The organism is Paludibacterium sp. (genome assembly GCF_019232825.1).
Lineage (GTDB): Bacteria > Pseudomonadota > Gammaproteobacteria > Burkholderiales > Chromobacteriaceae > Paludibacterium.
In genome coordinates this window covers 1-21,720 of record NZ_JAFAND010000137.1, presented here as the reverse complement: position 1 = coordinate 21,720, position 21,720 = coordinate 1, and the positions used below count along the sequence as shown (strand labels likewise).

Here is a 21,720-nt window from a genome sequence, read left to right as displayed (position 1 = left end):
GAACCTTGCTTATTGTCATATACTCCGCGAGTCAAATATCACAAAGGGGCCCCGGCCTTGGAAAGTTGTCCTAGTTGCCGCTTCGGCGAACTGAACTAACGCCTCGCAAGACCCGCGCCCTCTTCATCGTCGCCGTCTTGCCTGGCAAGACGGTGTGCAAAGCCAGATCTCCTTCTCGTTCGTGCACCCGTAAAAACCGAATGCTTCGCGTCGATGGCCTATTGTCCGTCGTCCAAGCGGCTGTGCCTGCGTTCTAGCGCATGCGCAGGAGTCGGGCCCTGTTTCGGCAGGGGCCGGTGTTTATGTTGTCCTTTTCACGACGTCAAGGAGATTGCCATGTCCTACGGCATGCTGCTCACCCCGGTTCAGAACGCGCAAACCGTTCTACCGGATTCGTATCTGTACCAAACGGGCGGTGTTTTCACCCGCGTGGCACAGGTGGTCCGTCATTGGAAGCTTAAATTCAAGCGCTAACAGGAGATCGTCATGGACGAAGACCCCAGTAGTTGGCCGGTCACGCTGACCGGAATGGGACCGCCAGGCAGTAAGGAAAACTGAACCTCCCTTCCTTCCTCGGCTGTATTCCTCTCCCTTCCAGCGTGACCGTCTTAAGACCTGACCTGACACGGTCACCGCCATTGTTCCTGCTGTTTGCGCCTGAGCGAGTCAGGACGCTTAGATTTCTTTTGTTTGCGGTCGGTAGCTTCGCAAGAGAAGACATCTATACGCCCAGCACAGTCGACGCGGCAGGTATCGCATTCAGTGATACGACGTATAGAGAGTACAGAGATGTCCAATCAAAACCACAATTCCGCCGTGCTGGATAGCGCCCACGTCGGCGATATCCGCGGAGCCTTCGGCACCATCAAACACCACGACACCGGCGCGCGCTCGACCCTTTGGCAGCGCCTGCGCACGCTGCTCGCCATCCTCGGCCCCGGGCTGATCGTGATGGTGGGCGACAACGATGCCGGCGGCTTTTCCACTTACGCCCAGGCCGGGCAGAACTATGGCACCTCGCTGTTGTGGACGCTGATGCTGCTGATTCCCGTGCTGTACGTGAACCAGGAAATGGTGCTGCGTTTGGGCGCGGTCACCGGCGTCGGCCATGCCCGACTGATCCTGGAGCGCTTCGGCAAGTTCTGGGGCGCCTTCAGCGCCATCGACCTGTTCCTGCTCAACGCGCTGACCATCGTCACCGAGTTCATCGGCATCACGCTGGCGCTGCAATATCTTGGCTTGCCCAAGCTCTGGGGCGTGCTGGCCTCGGCCGCGCTGGTCATGGCTGCCGCCAGTACCGGCGATTTTCGCCGCTTCGAACGCTTTTCGATGATTCTGGTGATCTTCAGCTTGCTCTTGGTGCCGCTGTTCTTCATGGTGCACCCGCCGATGAGCCAGATCGGCCACGATCTGATCGTGCCGGGCATGCCCAAGGGCGGCAAGTTGTCCGACGTCATGCTGCTGATCATCGGTATCGTCGGCACCACCATCGCGCCGTGGCAGTTGTTCTTCCAGCAGAGCTACGTGATCGACAAACGCATCACGCCGCGCTTCATCCGTTACGAGCGCGCCGATCTGTGGCTCGGCATCGTGCTGGTGCTGATCGGCGCCGTCGCCATCGTCGCGTTCACCGCCGGTCTGTTCACGGGGACGCCGGAATTCGGCAACTTCCAGGATGCCGGTGCGGTAGCCTCGGCGCTGGGTCAACGTCACAGTCATCTGGCCGGCGTGCTGTTCGCCGTGGCTTTGATCGACGCGAGCCTGATTGGCGCGAGCGCCGTCTCGCTGTCCACCGCCTATGCGCTGGGCGATGTGCTGAGCCTCAAGCATTCGCTGCATCGCAAGCCGGGCGATGCCAAGGGCTTCTATGCCGTGTATTTCCTGCTCATCGGCGTGGCCGCCGCGCTGGTGCTGATTCCGGGCGTGCCGCTCGGTCTGTTGACCAACGCCGTGCAGACCTTGGCGGGCGTGCTGCTGCCGTCGGCTACCGTGTTCCTGCTGATTCTGTGCAACGACAAGGCCGTGCTGGGACCGTGGGTGAACAATCGCCTGACCAATCTGATCACCGGCCTGGTCGTGGCCGCGCTGGTGTTGCTGTCGGTGATTCTGACCGCGGCGGTGCTGTGGCCGGATATCTCTGGCGAGACGATGACCAACATTCTGGTCGGCGGCGGCGTGCTGGGCCTGGTGGTCGTGCTGGGGTCGCAGGTATTGCGCCTGCGCAAGGAGGCCGACAACGAAGCCGGCGACCTGCCGCGGCTCGATCGCAAGGCGATGCACGGCTGGCGCATGCCCGCGCTCGATCAGCTCAAGCCGATGACGCTGTCCAAGAGCAATAAGATCTGGATGGCCGTGCTACGCGGCTATCTGGTGGTGGCCGTGGTCATGGTGATCTACAAGGTCGCGCAGGTGGCTTTGGCTTAATGCGCGGTTGACGGTGGCGGGGCGACGCGAGTTGCCTCGCCGGATTGCTGTTTCATCCGAATTAAATAAGGAAACGTCATCATGCCCGAGCCTGAAGCGTCTTCATTCCCCTACTGGACGCGCCCCGTCGACGGGCGCGCTTGGCCCCGCGCACGGCTCGGTCGGATGGCTGCCTGATACGCGCATCCCGACGGCGACGGCTGGGGCATCACGGTCACAGCGGAGCGTCGCCATGTCCTTCTTTTCTTTTTCCACCAAAAGTCATGCCCAGCCGGCGCGCGTGCGCCGGCCGGCGGCCAGCGTTTCTCCACCGTCGCAACGTGCGCTGCTGACCCAGGCACGACTACTCAAAGCCGTCAATGTGATCAGCCAACAGGCGCCGGGCGCTCATCCGATGGCGCTGGAAAACGGGTTGGTGGTGGCGCGCTTTTTCAAGTACCGGCTCAGCAGCCGCTTCGTCTTGCTGCGGGATCAGCACGGTCGCGCCGCCGGCTGGTATGCGCATACGGCCGCCGTGGCGCCGGATGGCATTGAATTGCCGATGCGGCGTTTGTATCGGCTAGCCGAGCACTACGGCACCGTGGCCAAGCTCGATCAGTTGTGTCAAACGTTGCACGCGCTCAATTACTTCGTTGCCCACGCGTCCACCGCGGAACGGCGCTTGTATCTTTCGGTTCATCCTTACTCGACCACCGAGCAAGCGGCCTTCAGCCGTCATGCTTTCCTGAGCGTCTTGACGGCGCTGGATATTACGCCGGCGTCACTGTCGCTGATCCTGCCGGCCGAGCACCTTGCCGGCGCAGCGGCGGGCGTGGTGGCCGGCTACCGCGCGCATGGGTTTCGCATCGGCTACGCGATGACGGCAACGACGGCAGTCGAGTATGTGTCACGCTTGCCGCGCGCCGATTATTGGTTTGTCGATGAAGAGGATGCCGCGGGTGCGACGGGGCTCGCCGGCGCGGCATCGGCGCGCGGGATCGCCTTGCTTGCGCGCTGATCGTCCCTGAATGCCGCGCTACGCGAGCGCACGGCTACGGGGTAGTGCCTCCGGCCGATGTGTGGACTTCTGTGGCGGTCGCGGCGAGACGGTAATAAGACAGCGTGAGCCGCGGATCGAATCCCAGTTTTTGCGCCAGCCGCAGTGACGGGGTATTGCCTTCGCGACAAGCCCAGACCGGCTCCAACTCGCGTGTCAGACAGAGCGCGATCAAGTGTCGGCAAGCCGCCTCGGCGAGTCCCTTGCCTCTGTGGGATGGCAGCGTTTCCATGCCCAGCTCCAGCTTGCCGTCGAGCAAGAAGGACGAAAACGCCTGCGTAACCACCTGGTCTTGATGCACGATATCGACGCCGATGGCGTTGGCGGCAAAGTCGTCGGCATTGTCCCAAAACCTTGCCGGCACGACGCTGCCCGCCATTGCGCCATACGATGTTTTCGTCGCGGGCCTCAGGGTCATGCCGGCGGGCAAGGTGTAAGTGGGGGAGTAACGTTGCGGGTTGAATGCGAAGTTGACGCGGCAATGGGTCTCGATCGGTCCGGTGTTCGCCGGAAACAACGCCGACAGCACGGCGTCCCATTCGCGCGGATAGGTTTGCAGCCATTCGTCGCCATTTCGATGCTGCGGGGTGCCTTGGATGTATTGGCATAAACAGGCGTTGAATGCCGCGTTGTCCGGTGTGCCGTACAGAAGCGACATGCCGTAGGGATGGGTGATGTAAAACACGGCTGGCGCATCGATACAGTCGACATAAACGCTGCCGGAGACTTTTCGCCTGAGTACCGATTGGGCGAATAAAGTGTTGACCGGCACGTGGGCGAGAACGTGCTCGAATCGATGAAATTGGTTTTCGGGTAAGCGCAACATGGCTTGGGTTCCTTGTCTACTCGCCTTTCAGATATCGATCGAAAAACGCCGGCGCGCGCCATCACCTTGCCGTGCTTGTCGTAGAGGCCGCTGCAGCCGTGCATGCCGACGATCGCGGGGAAGGGGCCTGGCCGGCTGGCTTGAACAAGCGCCCTTGCAAGCGGGTCTGCCCGCCGAACAAGCCGCCATCGAGCGCGTTGAAGGACCCGACCTCCTCGGCGTGGACCAACGCGCCGAGGGTCAGGCAAACCAGGAACGAGACGATAAAGCGGATGACAGTTATCGGCACATCCGTGCGTTAGCAAGATAGGGCCTATCATGCGATGACCCCATTCAACCCGATTTGCGTGAGCTCAATCCAGACAGAATTTGCGTACCAGCGCCACCAGTTCGTCGGGTTTTTCAACGAAAGCCGCGTGCCCGCTGTCGATTTCGGCGTACTGGCTGCCGGCGATCCCTTGCTGCAGCTGGCGCGTCTGATAGGCGGGTATCAAATAGTCTTGACGACACTGCACCACCAGCGTCGGCGCCGCAATCGCCTTCAAGGCGTCTCGGAGGTCGATGCGCAAGCCCAGATCGACGCGGCGGTCGGTGTCCGGCGGCGGCGCCTGTTTGAGTAGCGCCGCGAGATTGTCCGCGCCGAACGCGGTTAAGAACGCCGGGCTCACCGCCAGCGAGAAGGCAAAGCGGTTGCATACTTCGATGTCCCCCGCCAGCAGGCGCTGCCAGGTGCCAAAAACCATCTGATGCCGCGCGTCGCCGCTGTCGGCCCAGCCGGCGACCAGCACCAGCCGGCGCACCAGCTGCGGATACCGCGCCGCCGTGGCCGCCGCCACCACGGCGCCAAGGGAATCGCCCAGCAGATCGACCGGTTCGGACGAGGCATTGCGAATCGTCGCCGCAATCTGCTCGACCAAGGTATCCAGCGACAACGGCCCGTCCGGAATGGTCGAGCCGCCGCAGCCGCCGTAATTGGGGATGACCACCGTGCGCTGATCGGCGAAGCGGCTGGCGACATGGCCGAAATTGCCCTGGCCGTCGATGCTGGTGCCATGGACCAGCACCAGCGCCGGGCCAGCGCCGACAGCCGTATAGTTGATGGAGGTGCCTGCTGCGGTCATGGTGACGCTCATCAAATCTTCCTTTCGCAATCCAATGGGTGTGCCGTGGCGACGTCGTTATTTTTCGGTGCGCGCCTCAAGCAAAAAATTATTCCATATTGTTTGAAATATTTTAATAAAAATGCATTGGTGATTGTCTGTCGGCGCCTCATGCCAACTCGCATAACGCGGCACCCAGACGCTGGATCGCGGTTTGCTCCCTGGATTGCTCGGGTACCACCAAGTAGTAGGCCATCGTGCTGTGGCTGAGATGAGGAAAGGGGCACACCAGCTCGCCCGCGACCAGCTTGCTCTGCGCCATGCGCGGGTCGCCCATGGCGATGCCGTGGCCCAAGGTTGCGGCACTGAGCGCGACTTCCAGCGAGTCGAATGCCAAGCCCTGCGCCACCGGTTGTTCGACCCCTGCCATCGCCAGCCACGCGCGCCACTCATGCCGTTCATGGCTTGCGTGCAGCAGGCAGAGTTGGGATACGTCCTGGGGCGAGCGCAGGCCGATAGCGCGGTCGGGGCGGCACATGGGGGTGAGTTGTTCCGGGAACAGCCGCAACGCGTGGAGGCCGGCCCAATCGCCGTTGCCGCGGACGATCATGGCGTCGGTTGCGCCATCGGCAAATGCAGGCTCGTCGCTGACCGAGGTACTGATTTGCAGGGATAGCCCCGGCAATTGCCGTTCTATCGCTTCGAGACGGGGTAGGAACCAGCGTAGCGCCAATGTGGACGGCAAGCGCAGACGCAGCGTGTCGGGTGCCGTCATGCGTTCTTGCGCGTAGTCGGCCTGCCGCGACAACACGTGGGTGGAGACCTGCAGCAGCGCTTCACCTTCCATGGTCAAGCGCATGCCGGTGACGGTGCGAACGAACAGCGCCGTTTGGTAGTGCTGCTCCAATTGCTGAATTTGCCGGCTCACTGCGCCTTGTGTGCGGCACAGATGATTCGCCGCCTTGTTGAGGCTGCCGAGTTGCGCCACCGCTTGAAACGCCTGTAGCGCCAGCATGGAGGGCTGCGGCCGTGTCAACGCCGTCAGGGGGTATGCATCGCATGCATGCCCCGGTTCAGGATTATTCGCTTTTGGGCTCATACGTCGCTTGCTAGTGTGTGGCACCGATCCATGACGGAAAGATACCAGATGAACCCAATCAAGCAAGATGTGTTTGCCGAGCGGATACGGCATTACCTGCGCGCGCTCGAACGTGGCGACGTGGAGGGCGTTGTCGCCTTGTTCTCGCCAGAGGCTACCCTCTACTCGCCGTTATTGGGGTGGCAGGCTCCCGAAGCATTCTATTGCAAGCTGGCGCAGGCCTCGGGCAACAGCACCATCACGCTGCTGGATCTCTTCGCCAGCACGCAAGGCCGCCGGCGAGCCAGCGCTTACTTTCATTACGACTGGCAACTCAACGACGGTAGCCGGGTGGCGTTCGACTGTGTGGACGTTTTCGATTTCAACGCGTCTGGACTGATTGAGCGATTGGTCATTATCTACGATACCCAACCCATCCGCGCGGGTCTGGGAGACCGGTTTCGCTGAACCGCGCAGCGCTGTCGGTGTCTGCGCGGCGGCGAAACCGGCAAAACGGCTTGCCGATAAACTCAGCCCCGGTACTGCCCGTCGCCGACCTTTTCCATCCAGGTCACGGTACTGTCGTTCTCCCGCTCTTGCAGGGCGATATGGGTCATCGCCGTGGTCGGCGCGGCGCCGTGCCAGTGCTTGACGCCGGCCGGAATCGTCACCACGTCGCCCGGGCGGATCTCCTCGATCGGGCCGTCCCACTGCTGCACGCGGCCACAGCCGGTGGTGACGATCAAGGTTTGCCCCAGCGGGTGGGTGTGCCAGTCGGTGCGTGCGCTGGGCTCGAACGTCACCAGCGCGCCCGTGCCTGCTGCCGGCTGCGGCGCGGCGTACAGCGGATCGACGCGTACGGTGCCGGTGAACCAGTCCGCCGGGCCGGGGTAGGACGCCTGCGAGCCGGCGTGGGCGATGGAGACGGTGTCGTTGGATGCGGTAGTCATGAGATTTCCTTTTCTATAACGATTCAAGTGTTGCGCAATGCTTGGCCCAGCCATTTGACGATGGCTGGATCGCGATGGTCGAAGAACGCGCTTTTGCCGGTGTCCAGCGCCGCGATCGCCGCCATGTCGGCGTCGTCGAGGACGAAGTCGAACACCTGGAAGTTCTCGGCGATGCGCGCCGGGCGCACGGATTTGGGAATGGCTGCCACACCGCGCTGAATGAGCCAGCGCAGAACGATCTGGGCCACCGAGCGGCCGTGCTTTGCCGCCGCGGCCGTCAGCACCGGGTCGGCGAACAGGTTGTTGCGCGCCTCGGCGAACGGCCCCCAGGATTCGATCTGCACACCGTTGTCGCGCAAGAACGTGGCGGCTTCCGTTTGTTGGCAGAAGGGGTGGGTTTCGATCTGATTGACCGCCGGCGTGATGCGGTTATGCAGCATCAGGTCCATCACCCGGTCGGGGTGGAAATTGCTCACGCCGATGGCGCGAACGCGGCCAGCCTCATAGAGCGCTTCCATGGCCCGCCAGGCGCCGTGCACGTCGCCGTATGGCTGGTGGATCAGATAAAGGTCGAGGTAATCGAGCCCCAGGCGGGCGAGCGAGCGCTCGAAGGCGCGCTTGGTCTTGTCCTCCCCGGCGTCGGTCAACCACAGCTTGGTGGTAATGAAGAGCGCTTCGCGCGGGACGCCGCTCTTGGCGATCGCCTTGCCGACCGCCGCTTCGTTGCCGTAAGCCGCCGCCGTGTCGATCAGGCGGTAACCGACGCGCAAGGCCTCGGCGACGCTGGCCTCGCATTCGCCGGCATCGGCGATTTGATAGACGCCGAAGCCCAGCATGGGCATCTCGACGCCGTTATTGAGTGTCGTGGTTTGCATTTCTCATCCTCCGGTTGGTTGTGTACATTCGCCGCGGGCAATGCACGTTCAGTTAGCCGTTGCCGCGGGCATGTGCCGGGACGATCAAGCCAAGCGTCGCGAGCAGGGCCAGGGTCAATAGCAAGGCACTGGTGTCCATCACCAAGGCGATACGGTGTGCCAGCAGATCCGCTCCTGCCATGAAGTCCGGCTTGGCCGCGGCAAACACCACCACCAGAATGCCAAGCCCAATCGAGCCGCCCAGCTGGTGTGCGACGTTGACGAGCCCGGAGGCCGCGCCGGCATCCTCCCGCGCTACGCCGGCCACGGCGGAAACGGTCATCGGCGCCAGCGCGCAGCCCTGGCCCAGGCCGATCAACACCATCGGCAGCGCCACGCCCGAGACATAGTGCGTGTGCGCCGACACCTGTCCCAGCCACGCCAAGCCGGCGATACACAAAACCAGCCCGCCGGCCAACAGCGCTCCGTGGCCGAACCGGCGCGAGAGCCGCGGCACCCACATGGCCGAGACGAAATTGGGAATGGTCGTCGGCAGGAAGGCGAGCCCGGCCTGGAAGGGATTGAAACCCAGCACGCCTTGCAGGAACTGAGTGCTGAAGAACCAGAAACCCACCATGCCGCCCAAGAACAGCATGCGTGTCGCATAAGCGCCGCTGCGTTCGTGGCTGGCGAATAGCCGCAATGGCAATACCGGCTGGCGCACGTGTTTTTCGATGGCGATAAACAGGGCGAGCAGCAGGAGCCCGGCCAACAAGGCGATCTGCGTGAGCGTATCGTGCCAGCCTTGTTCTGCCGCCCGCACCAAGCCATAGACCAATGCCGTCATGCCCAGCGTGGAGGTCGCCGCGCCGGCCAGGTCGAATTGCCCGGCGTGTGTCGGCGTCTCTTGGATATAGCGGCGCGCGCCGGCGATCAGCAGCAAGCCGATCGGCAGGTTAATGAAGAAACCCGCGCGCCAGGACACCAGATCGGCGAACAGGCCGCCGAGCACCAGCCCGAGCGTGGCGCCGATGCCGGCCGCGGCGGCGTAGAGCGACAGCGCCCGCGTGCGTTCCGGCCCCTCGGCAAAGTGCGTCGACAACAATGCCAGTGTCGAGGGGGCGAGCACCGCCGCGCCGGCGCCCTGCACCATGCGCGCGGTCAACAGCCAAGCAGGGGATTGCGCTAGGCCAATGGCCAACGAGGCGAGGGTGAAGATCACCAAGCCGATGATGAACATGCGCCGCCGGCCGAGAATGTCGCCGGCGCGCGCGCCAAGCAACAGCAGGCCGCCGAAGGCCAGCGTGTAGGCATTGGGCACCCACGACAGGCTGGTCAGGGAGAAGCCCAGGCCGGCTTGGATTTTGGGCAGACCGGTGATGACGATCGAGATGTCGATCACGATCATCAGGTAGCTGGCCATGATGATGGCCAGTACCGGGCCGTGCTTGATGGCGGTGTTCGATTCGTTCATGCCTTGCTTTCTCGCGTGCGGAGGCGGGGCGCCGCGTACCCGGTTACAGCGCGTTGTTCAGAATGGGGGTGACGACGTCGCGGGTATAGATATCGGCGATGCCGAAATAGCGCGCGTTGCCCAGCACGTTGTCGATGATGGCGGGCAGGTCGGCCGCGTGAATGCCAAGCTGCGACAGCCGCGTGGGCGTGCCGATCTTGTCGAACCAGGCTTCCAGCGCGGCAATGCCCTGCAGGGCGCCGTCGACGCCGAACACGGTCTTGGCGAAACGCTCGAACTGCGCCGGGTTGCGGCTGTGGTACCAACGCATCCACGACGGCATGACGACCGACAGCCCCGCGCCGTGCGGCACGTTGAACAAGGCCGACAGCGCGTGTTCGATCATATGGTTCGGATAGCTGAAGCCGGCGGTGCCGGCATAGATCAGGCCGTTGAGCGCTTGGGTCGACGCCCAGGCGAACTCGGCGCGGGCAGCGTAATCCGCCGGGTCGTTCAGCAGCGTTTCGGTGGTTTCGATCACCGTGCCGACGATGGCTTCGACCATGCGTGAATGAAAGCGCGGCTGCACCGACGCGGTGAAGTAACCCTCGATCGCATGGGCGATGATGTCGGCGGCGGAATACACCAGGTAGTCGCGCGACACCGTCTGCATCAGCGCCGGATTGATGATCGATACCGTGGGGAAGCTGAGCACCGAGTGGATGGCGAACTTCTCCTTGGTGTCTTCGTTGGTGACCACGGCGCCGCTGTTCATCTCGCTGCCGGTGGCAGCCAGCGTCAGTATGTCGAAGACCGGCAATGCGGCCTCGATGCGTGCCTTGCCGATAAACAGGTCCCAGACGTCGCCTGCATACATCGTGCCGGCGGCAATGGCTTTGGCGCTGTCGAGCACCGAGCCGCCGCCGACGCTCAAGACGGCATCGACTTGATTGCCGCGGGCGAGCGCGATGGCCTCGCGCACTTTCGACAGCACTGGGTTGCTGACGATACCGCCGCATTCGATGAGCGCGATGCCGTGCGTGGCCATGCTTTGGCTGACCACGGCGAACAGACCGTCGCGCTTGATGCGCTCGCTGCCGTAGCACAAGAGCACCTTCTTGATGCCATGCTCGGCCAGATGTTGGCCGATCTGTTGTTCCTTGCCGGCGCCGAATTCCACCTTGGTCGGGTTGTAGAAAGTAAAGTTGTCCATCATGAAGTCCTTGATTGCGCCACATGGCGTGGCTGGATGGACGACACTTTAACTTTTGGATAAACATCAAACTAGACAGTTATAATTTGAATTATTTACAACTAGAAGATGCTAATTGGGTGGGCAGGTATGTCGATCAACGAGTTGCGTTCCATCACCACGTTTGTCCGCACTGCCGAGCTGGGCAGTTTGAGCAAAGCCTCTGAGGCGCAGCAGATCTCGCCGCAAGCGGCGAGCAAGGCGCTATCGCAGCTGGAGCAGTACTTGGGAGTGCGGCTGTTCCACCGTACCACCCGCAGCATGGCGCTGACCGAAGAGGGGCGGCGTTTTCTCGACGCGGTGCATCCCGCGCTGATCGGGTTTCAACAGGCGCTGCAGGCGGCGCGGCAAACCAAGGAAGAGTTGGCCGGCCCGTTACGCATCGTCGGCCCGCGCACGGTGGTGCAGTCTGTGCTGGGGCCGGTGTTGGTCGAGTATTGCCGGCTGTATCCGGAGGTGGCGCCGGACGTGCAGCTGGACGATCGCATCGGCAACTGGGTCGAGGACCGCATCGACGTGGGGTTCCGCTTGGGCAACAGCCCGCAGGAGGGGCTGGTGGCGCGGCGCTTGTTTCCGATGCAGCTGATCATTTGCGCCTCGCCCGATTACCTGCGCCGCTACGGCACGCCCAAGAGCCTGGTCGAATTGAGTTCGCATCGCTGCAGCGCTTTCCGCCGCGCCAGCGACGGCCGCGTGGTGCCGTGGCGGGTGAGGGTGGGCGAGAGCAATCAGGATCAGCCGATCAACCCGACGTTTTGCACCAACGACGAGACGCTGGAGCTGCAGGCGGTGCTGGCGGGGGAAATCATCGGCCAACTGGCGGCGCCCACCGCCGCCGCGTTGATCCGCGCGGGGCGGCTGGTGCCGATTCTGCTGGACCATCTATCCGATCATTATAGCCTGTTCGTCTACTATGGCAGCCGCGCCGCGCAGCCGGCCCGGGTACGGCGCTTTATCGACCTGGCGGTGGAACGGCTGACCGATAACCCCGACTTCGTGCTGGGCCACGACGAACTAATCGGTGCTGCGGCCAAGGGGTAGGCCCTGGTCGCCGTAGAAGCTGTAGCATTCCCGGCCGGCGCGCTTGGCGGCATACAGCGCCCGGTCCGCCTGCTCGATGATCTGCGCCGGCTGCGTGCTGTCGGTGGGAAATAAGGCAATGCCGACGCTGCCGCCGATGTGCACGCGGGTGCCCGCCGGGAGCTCGAACGGTGTGGCGAGCAGGCGGATGACGTCTTGCGCCACTTCCGCGGCGGCAGCGGGGGAGACGAGGTCCTCCAGAACGATGACGAATTCGTCCCCGCCCAGACGCGCCAAGGTATCCTGCTCGCGTAAACGGCCGTTCAGGCGCGCCGCGACCGCGATCAGCAGTTCGTCCCCCGCTTTGTGACCCAGGGTATCGTTGATGGGTTTGAAGCGGTCGAGATCCAAAAAGAGCACCGCGCCCAAGCCGCCGCGTTTGGTGCGCGCGAGCGCATGCTCCAGGCGCGACATCAGCAGCAGGCGGTTCGGTAGCCCCGTCAAAGCGTCATGGTGCGCCAGCCGTTCCATTTCCGTCTGGACGTGCTGCATGCGCGTGATGTCGACCGAGGTGCCGACGTAGGCGACCCGCTTGCCGCTTTCGTCGTTGACCGTGCTGATGTTGATCCACTCGAGGTAGATTTCGCCGCCCTTGCGCCGGTTCCAGATTTCGCCTTGCCAGTTTCCCGTCTCGTTGATCGACTGCCACATATCGAGGAAGAAGGCGCGATCATGCCGGCCGGATTGCATAAAGCGCATGTTTTTGCCGCGAATATCGTCCAGCCGGTATTCGGTGATGCGCTCGAAGGCCGCGTTGGCATCGATGACGCGGGCCTGGGCATCGGTGATGACCACGCCCTCTTGCGAGTTTTCAAACACCATGGCGTGTTGGCGCAGACGCACTTCGGTCTGCTTGCTCTCGGTGATGTCCTGCGAGGCGCCGTGGTAACCCCGGAATTGTCCGGATTTGGAGAACACCGGCGCGCCGCTGATTCTGAACCAGCGCATCTCGCCGGCCTCGTTCCTCAGGCCACCCTCTAGATTACGGAAAGGCAGATGGTTGGCGAGCGTCTTGCGGTGCTTGGCCCAATCCGCTTCGGATAGCCCCTCGAACGGCAATTCCCAGCGCGTCTTGCCGAAATAGTCCTTGTAATTCATACGCGAGTGGTCGGCAATCGAAGCGCTGATTTCCTTGAAGCGAAATTGTTCGTCCAGCTCCCAGAAGTACTCGGCGGCAATGTCCGCCAGGTTGCGAAACACCTCGCGCTCTTCTTCCAGCGCCTCTTCCGCCTGCTTACGCCGCTGAATGTCCTCGATGATGGCGATGAAGTAGTCCGGCGCGCCCGCTTCGTTGCAGACCATGGTCACGGTCAGGTTGATCCACACCAGTTGGCCGTCGCGATGGATGTAGCGTTTTTCCATCGAATAATCTTGGATTTGGCCGCAGAGCATCTGGTCGACGTACTGCAGGTCGGCCTGCAGATCCGGCGGGTAGGTGATGTCCTGAAAGGTTTGGCTCAGGAGCTCGTCATGACTGTAGCCGACGATGTCGCATAACCGGCGGTTGACCCGCAGCCAGCGGCCATCCAGCGAAACATGGGCCACGCCGGTGCCGGCATGCTCGAACGAGGCGCGAAACAGCGTCTCGTTGCGCTGCGCCTCGGCGGCGCGAGCCTCCGCCAACTGCCTGGCTTCGTCCAATTGCCGGTACAGCGCGATGTTGGCGATGCCGATGGCGGTCGCATCGGCCAGCGCCTGCTGCAGCTCCAATTCTATCGGCGTGGCGTAGTGGGTATCGGCCCAATAGCAGCCGATGGCGCCCAGAGGCTTCTGGCGGCCGATGGGCACCATGCACAGGCTTTTGACGAAGGTGGGGCGGTAGGCGGCGTGCGGGACGCGCGGGTCCGCGTAGATGTCCGCAATGATGACCGGTTCGGCATTCAGCATGGCGTAGCCGCTGATGCAGGTCGTCAGCGGAAAGCGCTGGCCCTTCCACAGCGGGCCGATGGCGTCTTCGTCGGCATAGTGGCAGTTGTCTCCGTCGCGCAATACCAGCGTGGCGCCGTCCGCGCCGGTCAATTCGCGCGCGGCGCGGCGCACGATGGCCATCAAGGCGGGCAAATCGCGGATTTGCGCGATTTGCTGCACGACTTCGGCGAGATGAAGCGCGTTGTCATGCGCGAGGGAGGGTTGGATCGGGACTGGCGAACCCACAGCGTTTCCTTCGTCGACTATTTTTTGAATTTTTCTACTTTAGGGACCCTCTGAACAAGTTATTTGCCGCCGCGTTTGGTCAACAACAGGCCGAATGCAAGGCGCGCAACGCAACGGTAAATAACTTGTTCAGAGAGTCCTTAGTGGCTTTGCTTTAATTAGTTGACGCCATCTTGGATTATTTGTCACTTCCTTCTCAAGGTCCATGCATTTTTGATTGAAAAATTCACAATTAATTCGATGGGTTGATCCGCATCAGATTTTGGGGTGTTGTATGCTAACATTATGTTTATGTTGGCATAATTGTTTGGTCGTTAACGATTGATTGGCTAATTGTTTGATCTGAAATTAGACATGAAACCATCCTGTGCGCCGGATAAGCTAAAACTGGCTGTAAATCAAAATTAATAATTACCGGGGAGCATTGATGAAAATTACCAAAAGACTGGCCCTCACTTTGTCCGTTTCTCTGGGCGCGCTGCTGCTGATCGGCGGCTACGGTATTTGGCAGTTGAATCAGGCGCAGGCACGCTTCGACTACGTGGCGCAGAACACCTTCCCCAGCTTGCAGGCCTTGGCCAAGGCGGATCAAGCGCTCAGCGATATCCGCGTGGCGTCGTTGAAGGCCATCGCCGCACCCAGTGAAGACTTGCGCAGCACGGCACGCAATACCATCGCCGATGCCGATAAACGCTTTGATGCCACGATAGCCGATTACCTGGCCAACGACATTTCCAACGATGCCGACCGGCAAATGCTGGAGGCGGACAAGGCGGCGATGGCGCAATACCGGGCCTTGCGCGACCAGTCGATCCAAATTGCCGACCACGGCGATAAGGACGGCGCGCTGAAGAATTTCATGGTGACCGGCGCATCCATCGCACAGACCCTGGTCAAGGATTTGGCGGACCATGCCGCGTTCAACTATGACCTCGCCAATGGCTTGGTGAAGCAAAATCAAGCCGACTACACCCGCGCGCTGGAACTCTTCGCCGTGTTGATCGCCGTCGCTTTCATCGCCGCGGGGGGGCTGGGGTTTCAGGTGTTCCACATCATTCGCGCTGGCCTGAGCAATATCCAAGGCACGATGGAGCAGGTCAGCCAATCGCTGGATTTCACCCGACGCGCCGACGTGGCGCGGCAGGATGAAATCGGCATCACGGCGACGGCATTCAACAAACTGCTGGCCATCCAGCAAGAAAACCTGAAAAGCATTCTGCACGGCGCGCATGAAGTCGCCGCGACCTCGGCGCAATTGACGCAGGCCGCGACGGAGGTCTCGACCGCCTCGCAGGCGCAAAGCGAGGCGGCCGCCAACATGGCGGCGACGGTGGAGCAGATGACGGTCAGCGTCAACCACATCGCCGAGCGCGCCAAAGAGACGCAGACCTTGTCGCACGAGTCGGGGCATCTGGTGCAAGGTGGTTCGGCCATCATCGGTCAGACCATCAAGGATATTCACCAAATCTCGTCCTCGGTGGCATCGGCGTCGACCAGCATCCGCGAGCTGGAAACCTATAGCGACCAAGTGAGCAATGTCATCGGTGTGATCGGCGATATCGCCGATCAAACCAATTTGCTGGCCTTGAATGCCGCCATCGAGGCGGCGCGCGCCGGCGAGACCGGGCGGGGCTTCGCGGTGGTGGCCGACGAGGTGCGCAAGCTTGCCGAGCGCACCACGCGCTCGACGCAGGAAATCTCGGCCACGATCCATGCCATGGTCGAGCGCGCCGGCCATGCCACCAAGCAGATGCTGGATGCGGAGCAATTGGTGGAGACCGGGGTCAAGCGCGCCGACGAGGCCGATGCGGCGATCCAAAAAATCGGTTCGACCTCGAGCCAATCCGGCGTGATGATCAGCGAAATCACCACGGCGATCGGCGAACAGGGCGTGGCCAGTAACAGCATCGCGGTGGAGGTAGAGCGCACGGCGCAAATGTCGGAGCAATCGAGCGCCGCTGCGCAGCATACCGCCGGCACGGCGCAACATCTGGATACGCTGGCGCAGCATCAAATCGCCACGCTGTCGAAATACACGCTGTAGCGCGTCGTATCACACTCTCCCCTAGGCGCACTCGCCGCAGGCAGTGCGCCTCTTTCTTTCCCCTGCCCATTTGGCATCTTATCTTTTATGCGATCTTTACATGGCGTCGCTTAGCATGAGATCGCCGGCCCCGTGGGCTGCGCACTTCATCGTTATCCCAAAGGATATTCCGACCATGATCAGCACATTGGCTCGACCTTGCGAGGTGGAGCACATCTTGTTGGATGCGGATTTGCATGATCGTCGACAGCTCTTTACCGCGATAGGGCAAGTCGTCAGTCAAAATCAGCCGCAGGCGAGCGCCGACATCGCGCAGAGGCTCGACGAGCGCGAGTCGCTTGGATCGACCGGGCTCGGCCACGGCGTGGCCATTCCCCATGCGCGGATGGATAGCCTGTCGACGTCGGTCGCCTTGCTGGTGCGCACGGCGGAGCCCATTCTTTTCGACGCGCCGGACGACAAGCCGGTCGATCTGTTTTTTGTCGTGCTTGTGCCGGAGCAGGCGACGCAGGAGCACTTGCAACGATTGGCGGATGCCGCGCGTCTGCTGAGCGAGCGCCGTGTCCGCGAGGCCTTGCGCACCAGTGTTTCCATCGCGGCGGTATGCGCCGTGCTGCGCGACGAGGGGCTGACGTCATGAGTGTGAATACAACCGAAACCTCGATCCGCCACGCACAGTTGCTGCGCGAGTCGCGCCCCTTTATCCATGCGCTGCATGGTCAGACCGTGGTCGTCGGTTTTCTCGGCGCAACGCTGTCCGATCTATCGATGCGTTTGCAGTGGATGCAGGACATCGCCTTGTTGGCATTGCTGGGCGCGCGCCCGCTATTGGTTCATGGCGTGCCGTGGTCCGGCCATGCCGAACAGCCTTCGCCGGCCGCGCAGCGCGCCGCCATGACGGAAGTCAATGTTGACCTGGTGCGTTTGCTCAACCGGGAGGGCGCGCGCGCGGTCGGGCTCAATGGACAAGACGCGCATTGGGCGTTGGCCTCCGATCAAAACGAGCAAGGTCTATTGGATGCCGACACGGCGTTGATCCAAGCGTTGTTGGCCGGCGGCATGATTCCCGCGTTGATGGCTTGCGCGCCGGACGTCAACGAAGCGTGGCATTCACTGCCGTCCGAACGTTTTGCCGCGCAGGTGGCGCAGCGGTTGCAGGCGCGCGCGCTGGTTTTGGTGAGCGAAGAGGCTCCCTCGCTTTGGGCCGGGATGAGCGACGGCATGATGGACCGCCGCGGCGCGGCGACCTGGCTCGCGGCGCACGAGCGCGACGAGAGCGCCTTGGCGATGCGCGCCGCCATGGCGGCGGCAGACGGGGGCGTGTCAACCGTGCATTGGGTTGATGCGCACGGACAGGGCGGGCTCATCGCCGAACTATTGACCAGCGAAGGCGAGGGGGCGGTGCTGTGCCGCCGCGGCAGCACGCAGGTGCTCAACGACACCGCGCGCTATTTCAGTCATGCCGACAGCGTCATTCGGCCGAATTTCGTCGCCGAACACAAATGGGTGGTGCGCTTTTAACATGACCACCGATAAGCCCCCCTCGCGCCCACGCACGTTGCTCTACCGCCCCTGGCAGGCGGGCGACTCGGCGCAAGCCGTGACGGCGTTGCTGCATCGGGCGTTCGACCCGCTGGCGCAACAGGGGCTCACCTGCGCCAGCGGCCGCCAGCCGGCGGAGGCGACGCTGGCGCGGATCGAGCAGGGTTGGTGTTTTGTCGCCGAGGATGGCGGCCGTATCGTCGGCACGCTGACGGTGTACGCCAGCGAACCGGAAAGTAGCAGCCGGGTTTACCGCAATGTCCGGGTGGCGAGCGTGCACCAGTTTGCCGTCGAACCGGCATACCAGGGGGCGGGGGTGGGCGACGCCTTGCTGCGCTTGGCCGCCTGTGCGGCCAAGCGGGCGGGGTTTGCCGTGCTGGCGCTGGATACGCCGAAGCGCGCCAAGCACTTGTTGGCTTTTTATCGCCATCATGGTTTTCGTGTCGCCGAGTCCCTTCGTTTCGCCGGGCGCGACTATACCAGCCTGGTATTGGAAAAGCCGTTGCGCGCGCAGGCGGCGCGCCTACCGGCGACGGCGTGGCTGTGAATCCATGCGCAGAACCCCGCCGCGCCGAGCGCGCGGCATGATTAAATAATTCTTGAAGTGTGTCTGTGGTTGTCGCATCATGGCGCCTCAAGATTCAGGTGTCGCGCCAGCATCCGTTGGCGCGGTGAAACGGGAAGCCGGTGACGCTGTTTACAGTCATTCCGGCGCAGCCCCCGCTGCTGTAGGCCAGACGAATCCACCCTTGTGCCACTGTGCGCCGCGCGCATGGGAAGGTCGGTGGAGGAGGATGAAGGCAAGCCAGAAGACCGGCCTGAGTCAAGCAGGGTATCTCTCTCTGGGGTGCGGGACGAGGCCTTGGCGGCAGGCGTGAGGTTGGTCTGTTTCCTGGTTTTCGTGATGTCCTTCCCGATGGAGTTCCCTATCGACGAATGGGTGCGCGCGTATTGGCTAGATGTGCGCCCCAAGTATCCGTTGCTTCGGCGGGGAGGGCGGATGCGCGATCAGGAGCCAACATGCATATCGAAGACGGCATTCTTTCGCCGCAAGCTTGTGCCACGTGGTACGCAGCCGCCACCGTTTTTGTCGTTCCGGGCATCTACGAAATCAAACGCCGCATCCGCGACAATCTTGCCTACAAACCTTTTCTCGCCATGGTCGGCGTGGCGGTGTTCGTCATTTCGGCCATGCACTTGCCGGTGCCGGTGACCGGCTCATGCTCGCATCCCTGCGGCACCACGCTGGCGGCGATCATCGTCGGGCCGTTCGCCTCGGTGGTGATTTCCGCCATCGTGCTGTTCTTCCAGGCGGTGTTCTTAGGGCACGGGGGCATCACCACCATCGGCGCCAATACCTTCTCCATGGGCATCGCCGGCGCCTTGACCGGCTATCTGCTGTGGAAGGGGCTGCGCGCATTGCACTGCCCACTGTGGCTGGCCGCCGGTGTAGCCGGTTTGGTCGGCGATCTGATGACTTACTTCGTCAGCGCCTTCGAGCTGGCATGGAGTCTGCATGGCAACGTGCCGCTGTGGCGGCAGTGCCTGATCTTCTTCATGGGCTACGCGCCGACCCAGGTGCCATTGGCGATTGCCGAGGCGGTGTTTACCGTGGCGGTGCTGCAAGCGATGCTCAGCCGTCGTCCCGACTTGCTGCGTGGCGTGTTGGCCAAGAAGGGAGCCTGATCATGTCCGCCTCGATCGATCGTATTGACCCTGCCGCCGACACCCGCTTCTTCGATGGCTACACGCGCGTGATGCTGTCGGTGATGTTCGTGATCCTGATGTTCATCTTTGCCTCCGGCAAATACATGTCGGCGCACAAGATGGAAGCCACCGGCACTGACGACAAGGTGAACAACCTGGCGACCCAGGTGACGCGCGGCGAACATCACCCGTTCATCGACTTGCCGGGTGATGCCCAGGTAGGGGCTTTCTCCATCGCCAACTTCTTTGCCGGGCTGATCGTCGGACATCACTGGACACGGCTGTTCGGTACCCGCAAAGTGGCGCGCGACGAAGAAAAGGACGCGTAAAGCATGATGCCATCCCCCCTTCCCGCCGGTGCCGACAGCTTGTTGCACCGGATGGATGGCCGGGTGAAAACCGTGGTGCTGCTGGCCGCTGTGGTACTGGCGTCCGGTTTGCGTCATAGCGGCTTGGCGCTGGGCCTGTGGCTCGGTGCCGCCGCGGTGTTTTTGCTCGCCGGCATGCACGCCAGGCAACTGCTCAAACGTTTGCTGATGCCGCTGGGCATCGCTTGGGTGGTGTTGCTCAGCGTGCTATTCACCCACGGCCATCATCCTTGGTTCAGCGTCACGCTCGGACATGTCACGCTCACCGCCTGGCGCGAGGGCGCTTGGCAGGGCGGGCTGCTGTTTTGCCGCATCATGGCGGCGGTGACGTTGGCCGCGCTGCTGGCGATGAGCACGCCGATGATCGAGATTCTGGAGACCCTGCGCCTGTGCAAGGTGCCGGGCGTGATCATCGACATCGCCGACATGATGTACCGCTACATGTTCATCATCGAAGACACCGCGCAAACGATGCGGCGGGCGCGGCAGAGCCGCCTTGGCGACGATGCGCCCTGGGTGCAGCGGGTCGGCGACGTCGGTCGCATCGCTTGTAGCATCATGGTGCGCTCGCTCGACCGTAGCACGCGCATTTACCAGGCCATGCTGGCGCGCGGCCACCACGAGCATGCACGCGATTTGCCGTTCTTTTCCCATCCGATTTCCGCGCGCGACCGCCTGGCCGGACTGTTGTCCGTCCTGGGGCTGGCCGCGCTTGCCGCCGCCAATCTCTGGCTGGCATGAGAGGCCATGCGATGAGCCAAATCGAACTACAACAGGTGTCGTTCTCCTACCATGATGGCCCGCGTGTGCTCGACGACGTGACGTTGTCGATCGCCGCGGGCGAACGCGTCGCCATCATGGGGCCGAACGGCGCCGGCAAATCCACACTGTTCCAGATGCTGAACGGCCTGCTGCGGCCGGATGGCGGCCAGGTCCGCGTCGGCGGCATGGCGGTGGCGGGCGAGCAGGTGAACGCGGTGCGTCGCCTGGTTGGCATGGTGTTTCAGGATGCCGATGACCAACTGTTCAATGCCACGGTCCAGCGCGAGGTGGCGTACGGCTTGGTCAATATGCAGATGCCGGCCGACGAACGCGAGGAAAGGGTGCGCTGGGCGCTCGATTTGGTCGGCATGACCCGCTTCATCGACAAAACGCCGTTCAACCTGAGCGGCGGCGAGAAAAAACGTATCGCGCTGGCTTCGGTGCTGGCAATGCGGCCGGCCATCCTGGTGTTGGACGAGCCGACCAATGCGCTCGACCCGAAAGGCGCGAGCAACCTGGTGTCGCTGCTCAATGACATTAACCGCGATTTGGGTATCACCTTGGTTTTCTCGACCCATGACGTCGATATCGTGCCGCTGTTGGCTGACCGGGTGGTGTTGATGCATCAAGGGCGTCTGCGCGCCGAGGGCACCCCCGCCCAGGTGTTCGGGCAAAAGACGCTGATTCGCGAGATGGACCTGCGCCTGCCGCGCGTCGCCCATCTGGCGGAAATCCTGATGCGCGATGGTTTGATTCCCGCAGGGGATCTGCCGCTGAGTATTGGTGAAGCGCGGGCGATGTTGATGAAGCTGCTGCAGCTAGATACCTGTGCGTGCTGCGCGAGCGGGAAGCGGTAAAGACGGGGCATCGCGCTGTATTGCGATTTTCAGATTTTCCTGACAGTCACGCTATCTTGTCGTTTTTGGCTTTGCTGGATAAGGTAATTGGCGCGGCATCAAGCCGTTTTCGAGGCGCGAGCCCGGGGTGCTAGCAACACCCCGGACCCGCTGACCAAACCAACTCCACTTACCTTTACTCAGGAGAAGTTGATATGGCTGTCGTCAATACTAAAGCAGTTGCGTCGTTCCCT

General features: G+C 62.4%; 21 protein-coding genes and 1 riboswitch. Of the genes, 13 read left to right on the top strand and 8 right to left on the bottom strand.

Annotated elements, in window-relative coordinates; genetic code table 11:
- Positions 1 to 336 precede the first annotated feature (336 nt).
- The 3 genes from JOZ06_RS17860 (at position 337) to JOZ06_RS17850 (ending at position 3,421) form a co-directional block, all read left to right on the top strand.
- Complete coding sequence (locus JOZ06_RS17860) at positions 337 to 474, top strand: hypothetical protein (RefSeq protein WP_293234897.1); 138 nt, start codon at positions 337 to 339, stop codon at positions 472 to 474.
- 315 nt (positions 475 to 789) lie between these two features.
- The gene (locus JOZ06_RS17855) at positions 790 to 2,424 is read left to right on the top strand and encodes an NRAMP family divalent metal transporter (protein WP_293234896.1); all 1,635 of its coding nucleotides are present in this window, start codon (positions 790 to 792) and stop codon (positions 2,422 to 2,424) included.
- Positions 2,425 to 2,656: 232 nt separating this feature from the next.
- Positions 2,657 to 3,421, top strand: coding sequence for a hypothetical protein (locus JOZ06_RS17850; protein ID WP_293234895.1), 765 nt, complete (start codon positions 2,657 to 2,659; stop codon positions 3,419 to 3,421).
- Positions 3,422 to 3,455: 34 nt separating this feature from the next.
- Here the strand turns inward: JOZ06_RS17850 and JOZ06_RS17845 are convergent, their stop codons facing one another.
- The 3 genes from JOZ06_RS17845 to JOZ06_RS17835 form a co-directional block, all read right to left on the bottom strand.
- A complete protein-coding gene (locus tag JOZ06_RS17845; RefSeq protein ID WP_293234894.1) occupies positions 3,456 to 4,286 on the bottom strand; it encodes a GNAT family N-acetyltransferase in 831 nt (276 codons plus the stop codon).
- A gap of 353 nt (positions 4,287 to 4,639) precedes the next feature.
- Positions 4,640 to 5,419 carry an alpha/beta hydrolase gene (locus JOZ06_RS17840; protein WP_293234893.1) on the bottom strand — a complete coding sequence of 260 codons (780 nt, stop codon included), beginning with the start codon at positions 5,417 to 5,419 and terminating at the stop codon, positions 4,640 to 4,642.
- A 136-nt stretch (positions 5,420 to 5,555) separates the two neighbouring features.
- Positions 5,556 to 6,401, bottom strand: coding sequence for a LysR substrate-binding domain-containing protein (locus JOZ06_RS17835; RefSeq protein ID WP_293234892.1), 846 nt, complete (start codon positions 6,399 to 6,401; stop codon positions 5,556 to 5,558).
- A gap of 132 nt (positions 6,402 to 6,533) precedes the next feature.
- On the opposite strand from JOZ06_RS17835, the gene JOZ06_RS17830 reads away from it, so the two are divergent.
- Positions 6,534 to 6,932, top strand: coding sequence for a nuclear transport factor 2 family protein (locus JOZ06_RS17830; RefSeq protein WP_293234891.1), 399 nt, complete (start codon positions 6,534 to 6,536; stop codon positions 6,930 to 6,932).
- 62 nt (positions 6,933 to 6,994) lie between these two features.
- Here JOZ06_RS17830 and JOZ06_RS17825 read toward each other — a convergent pair whose 3' ends face one another.
- From JOZ06_RS17825 to JOZ06_RS17810, 4 genes are read right to left on the bottom strand one after another with little or no spacing between them, the layout of a single operon-like run.
- Positions 6,995 to 7,414, bottom strand: coding sequence for a cupin domain-containing protein (locus tag JOZ06_RS17825; RefSeq protein ID WP_293234890.1), 420 nt, complete (start codon positions 7,412 to 7,414; stop codon positions 6,995 to 6,997).
- Positions 7,415 to 7,437: 23 nt separating this feature from the next.
- Entirely contained in the window at positions 7,438 to 8,289 is an 852-nt protein-coding gene (locus JOZ06_RS17820; RefSeq protein WP_293234889.1) for an aldo/keto reductase, read from the bottom strand.
- Positions 8,290 to 8,341: 52 nt separating this feature from the next.
- Positions 8,342 to 9,742: an MFS transporter gene (locus JOZ06_RS17815; protein ID WP_293234888.1), complete on the bottom strand. Its 1,401-nt coding sequence runs from the start codon at positions 9,740 to 9,742 to the stop codon at positions 8,342 to 8,344.
- Positions 9,743 to 9,785: 43 nt separating this feature from the next.
- The gene (locus JOZ06_RS17810; RefSeq protein ID WP_293234886.1) at positions 9,786 to 10,934 is read right to left on the bottom strand and encodes an iron-containing alcohol dehydrogenase; all 1,149 of its coding nucleotides are present in this window, start codon (positions 10,932 to 10,934) and stop codon (positions 9,786 to 9,788) included.
- Between the two features lie 129 nt (positions 10,935 to 11,063).
- Between JOZ06_RS17810 and JOZ06_RS17805 the strand changes: the two genes are divergently transcribed.
- A complete protein-coding gene (locus JOZ06_RS17805; protein ID WP_293234884.1) occupies positions 11,064 to 12,014 on the top strand; it encodes a LysR family transcriptional regulator in 951 nt (316 codons plus the stop codon).
- On the opposite strand, the gene JOZ06_RS17800 is transcribed toward JOZ06_RS17805, so the two are convergent.
- Positions 11,988 to 14,207 carry a PAS domain S-box protein gene (locus tag JOZ06_RS17800; RefSeq protein WP_293234882.1) on the bottom strand — a complete coding sequence of 740 codons (2,220 nt, stop codon included), beginning with the start codon at positions 14,205 to 14,207 and terminating at the stop codon, positions 11,988 to 11,990. The two genes, JOZ06_RS17805 and JOZ06_RS17800, sit on opposite strands and share 27 nt — an antisense overlap.
- A gap of 427 nt (positions 14,208 to 14,634) precedes the next feature.
- Here JOZ06_RS17800 and JOZ06_RS17795 point away from each other — a divergent pair, with 427 nt between their 5' ends.
- The 8 genes from JOZ06_RS17795 (at position 14,635) to JOZ06_RS17760 (ending at position 21,487) form a co-directional block, all read left to right on the top strand.
- The gene (locus JOZ06_RS17795) at positions 14,635 to 16,251 is read left to right on the top strand and encodes a methyl-accepting chemotaxis protein (RefSeq protein WP_293234880.1); all 1,617 of its coding nucleotides are present in this window, start codon (positions 14,635 to 14,637) and stop codon (positions 16,249 to 16,251) included.
- A 175-nt stretch (positions 16,252 to 16,426) separates the two neighbouring features.
- Entirely contained in the window at positions 16,427 to 16,891 is a 465-nt protein-coding gene (locus JOZ06_RS17790) for a PTS sugar transporter subunit IIA (RefSeq protein WP_293234878.1), read from the top strand.
- Entirely contained in the window at positions 16,888 to 17,772 is an 885-nt protein-coding gene (locus JOZ06_RS17785) for a hypothetical protein (protein WP_293234877.1), read from the top strand. Before JOZ06_RS17790 ends, JOZ06_RS17785 begins: the two co-directional genes overlap by 4 nt.
- Before the next feature lies 1 nt (position 17,773).
- Positions 17,774 to 18,340: a GNAT family N-acetyltransferase gene (locus JOZ06_RS17780; protein ID WP_293234876.1), complete on the top strand. Its 567-nt coding sequence runs from the start codon at positions 17,774 to 17,776 to the stop codon at positions 18,338 to 18,340.
- 79 nt (positions 18,341 to 18,419) lie between these two features.
- Positions 18,420 to 18,630: riboswitch (cobalamin riboswitch) on the top strand.
- A gap of 183 nt (positions 18,631 to 18,813) precedes the next feature.
- On the top strand, positions 18,814 to 19,479 hold the full coding sequence (locus JOZ06_RS17775; RefSeq protein ID WP_293234875.1) for an energy-coupling factor ABC transporter permease: 666 nt from the start codon (positions 18,814 to 18,816) through the stop codon (positions 19,477 to 19,479).
- Between the two features lie 2 nt (positions 19,480 to 19,481).
- Positions 19,482 to 19,829: a hypothetical protein gene (locus JOZ06_RS17770; protein WP_293234874.1), complete on the top strand. Its 348-nt coding sequence runs from the start codon at positions 19,482 to 19,484 to the stop codon at positions 19,827 to 19,829.
- 3 nt (positions 19,830 to 19,832) lie between these two features.
- The gene (gene cbiQ / locus JOZ06_RS17765) at positions 19,833 to 20,609 is read left to right on the top strand and encodes a cobalt ECF transporter T component CbiQ (RefSeq protein ID WP_293234873.1); all 777 of its coding nucleotides are present in this window, start codon (positions 19,833 to 19,835) and stop codon (positions 20,607 to 20,609) included.
- A gap of 11 nt (positions 20,610 to 20,620) precedes the next feature.
- A complete protein-coding gene (locus JOZ06_RS17760; protein WP_293234872.1) occupies positions 20,621 to 21,487 on the top strand; it encodes an ATP-binding cassette domain-containing protein in 867 nt (288 codons plus the stop codon).
- The last annotated feature ends 233 nt before the right edge of the window (positions 21,488 to 21,720 follow it).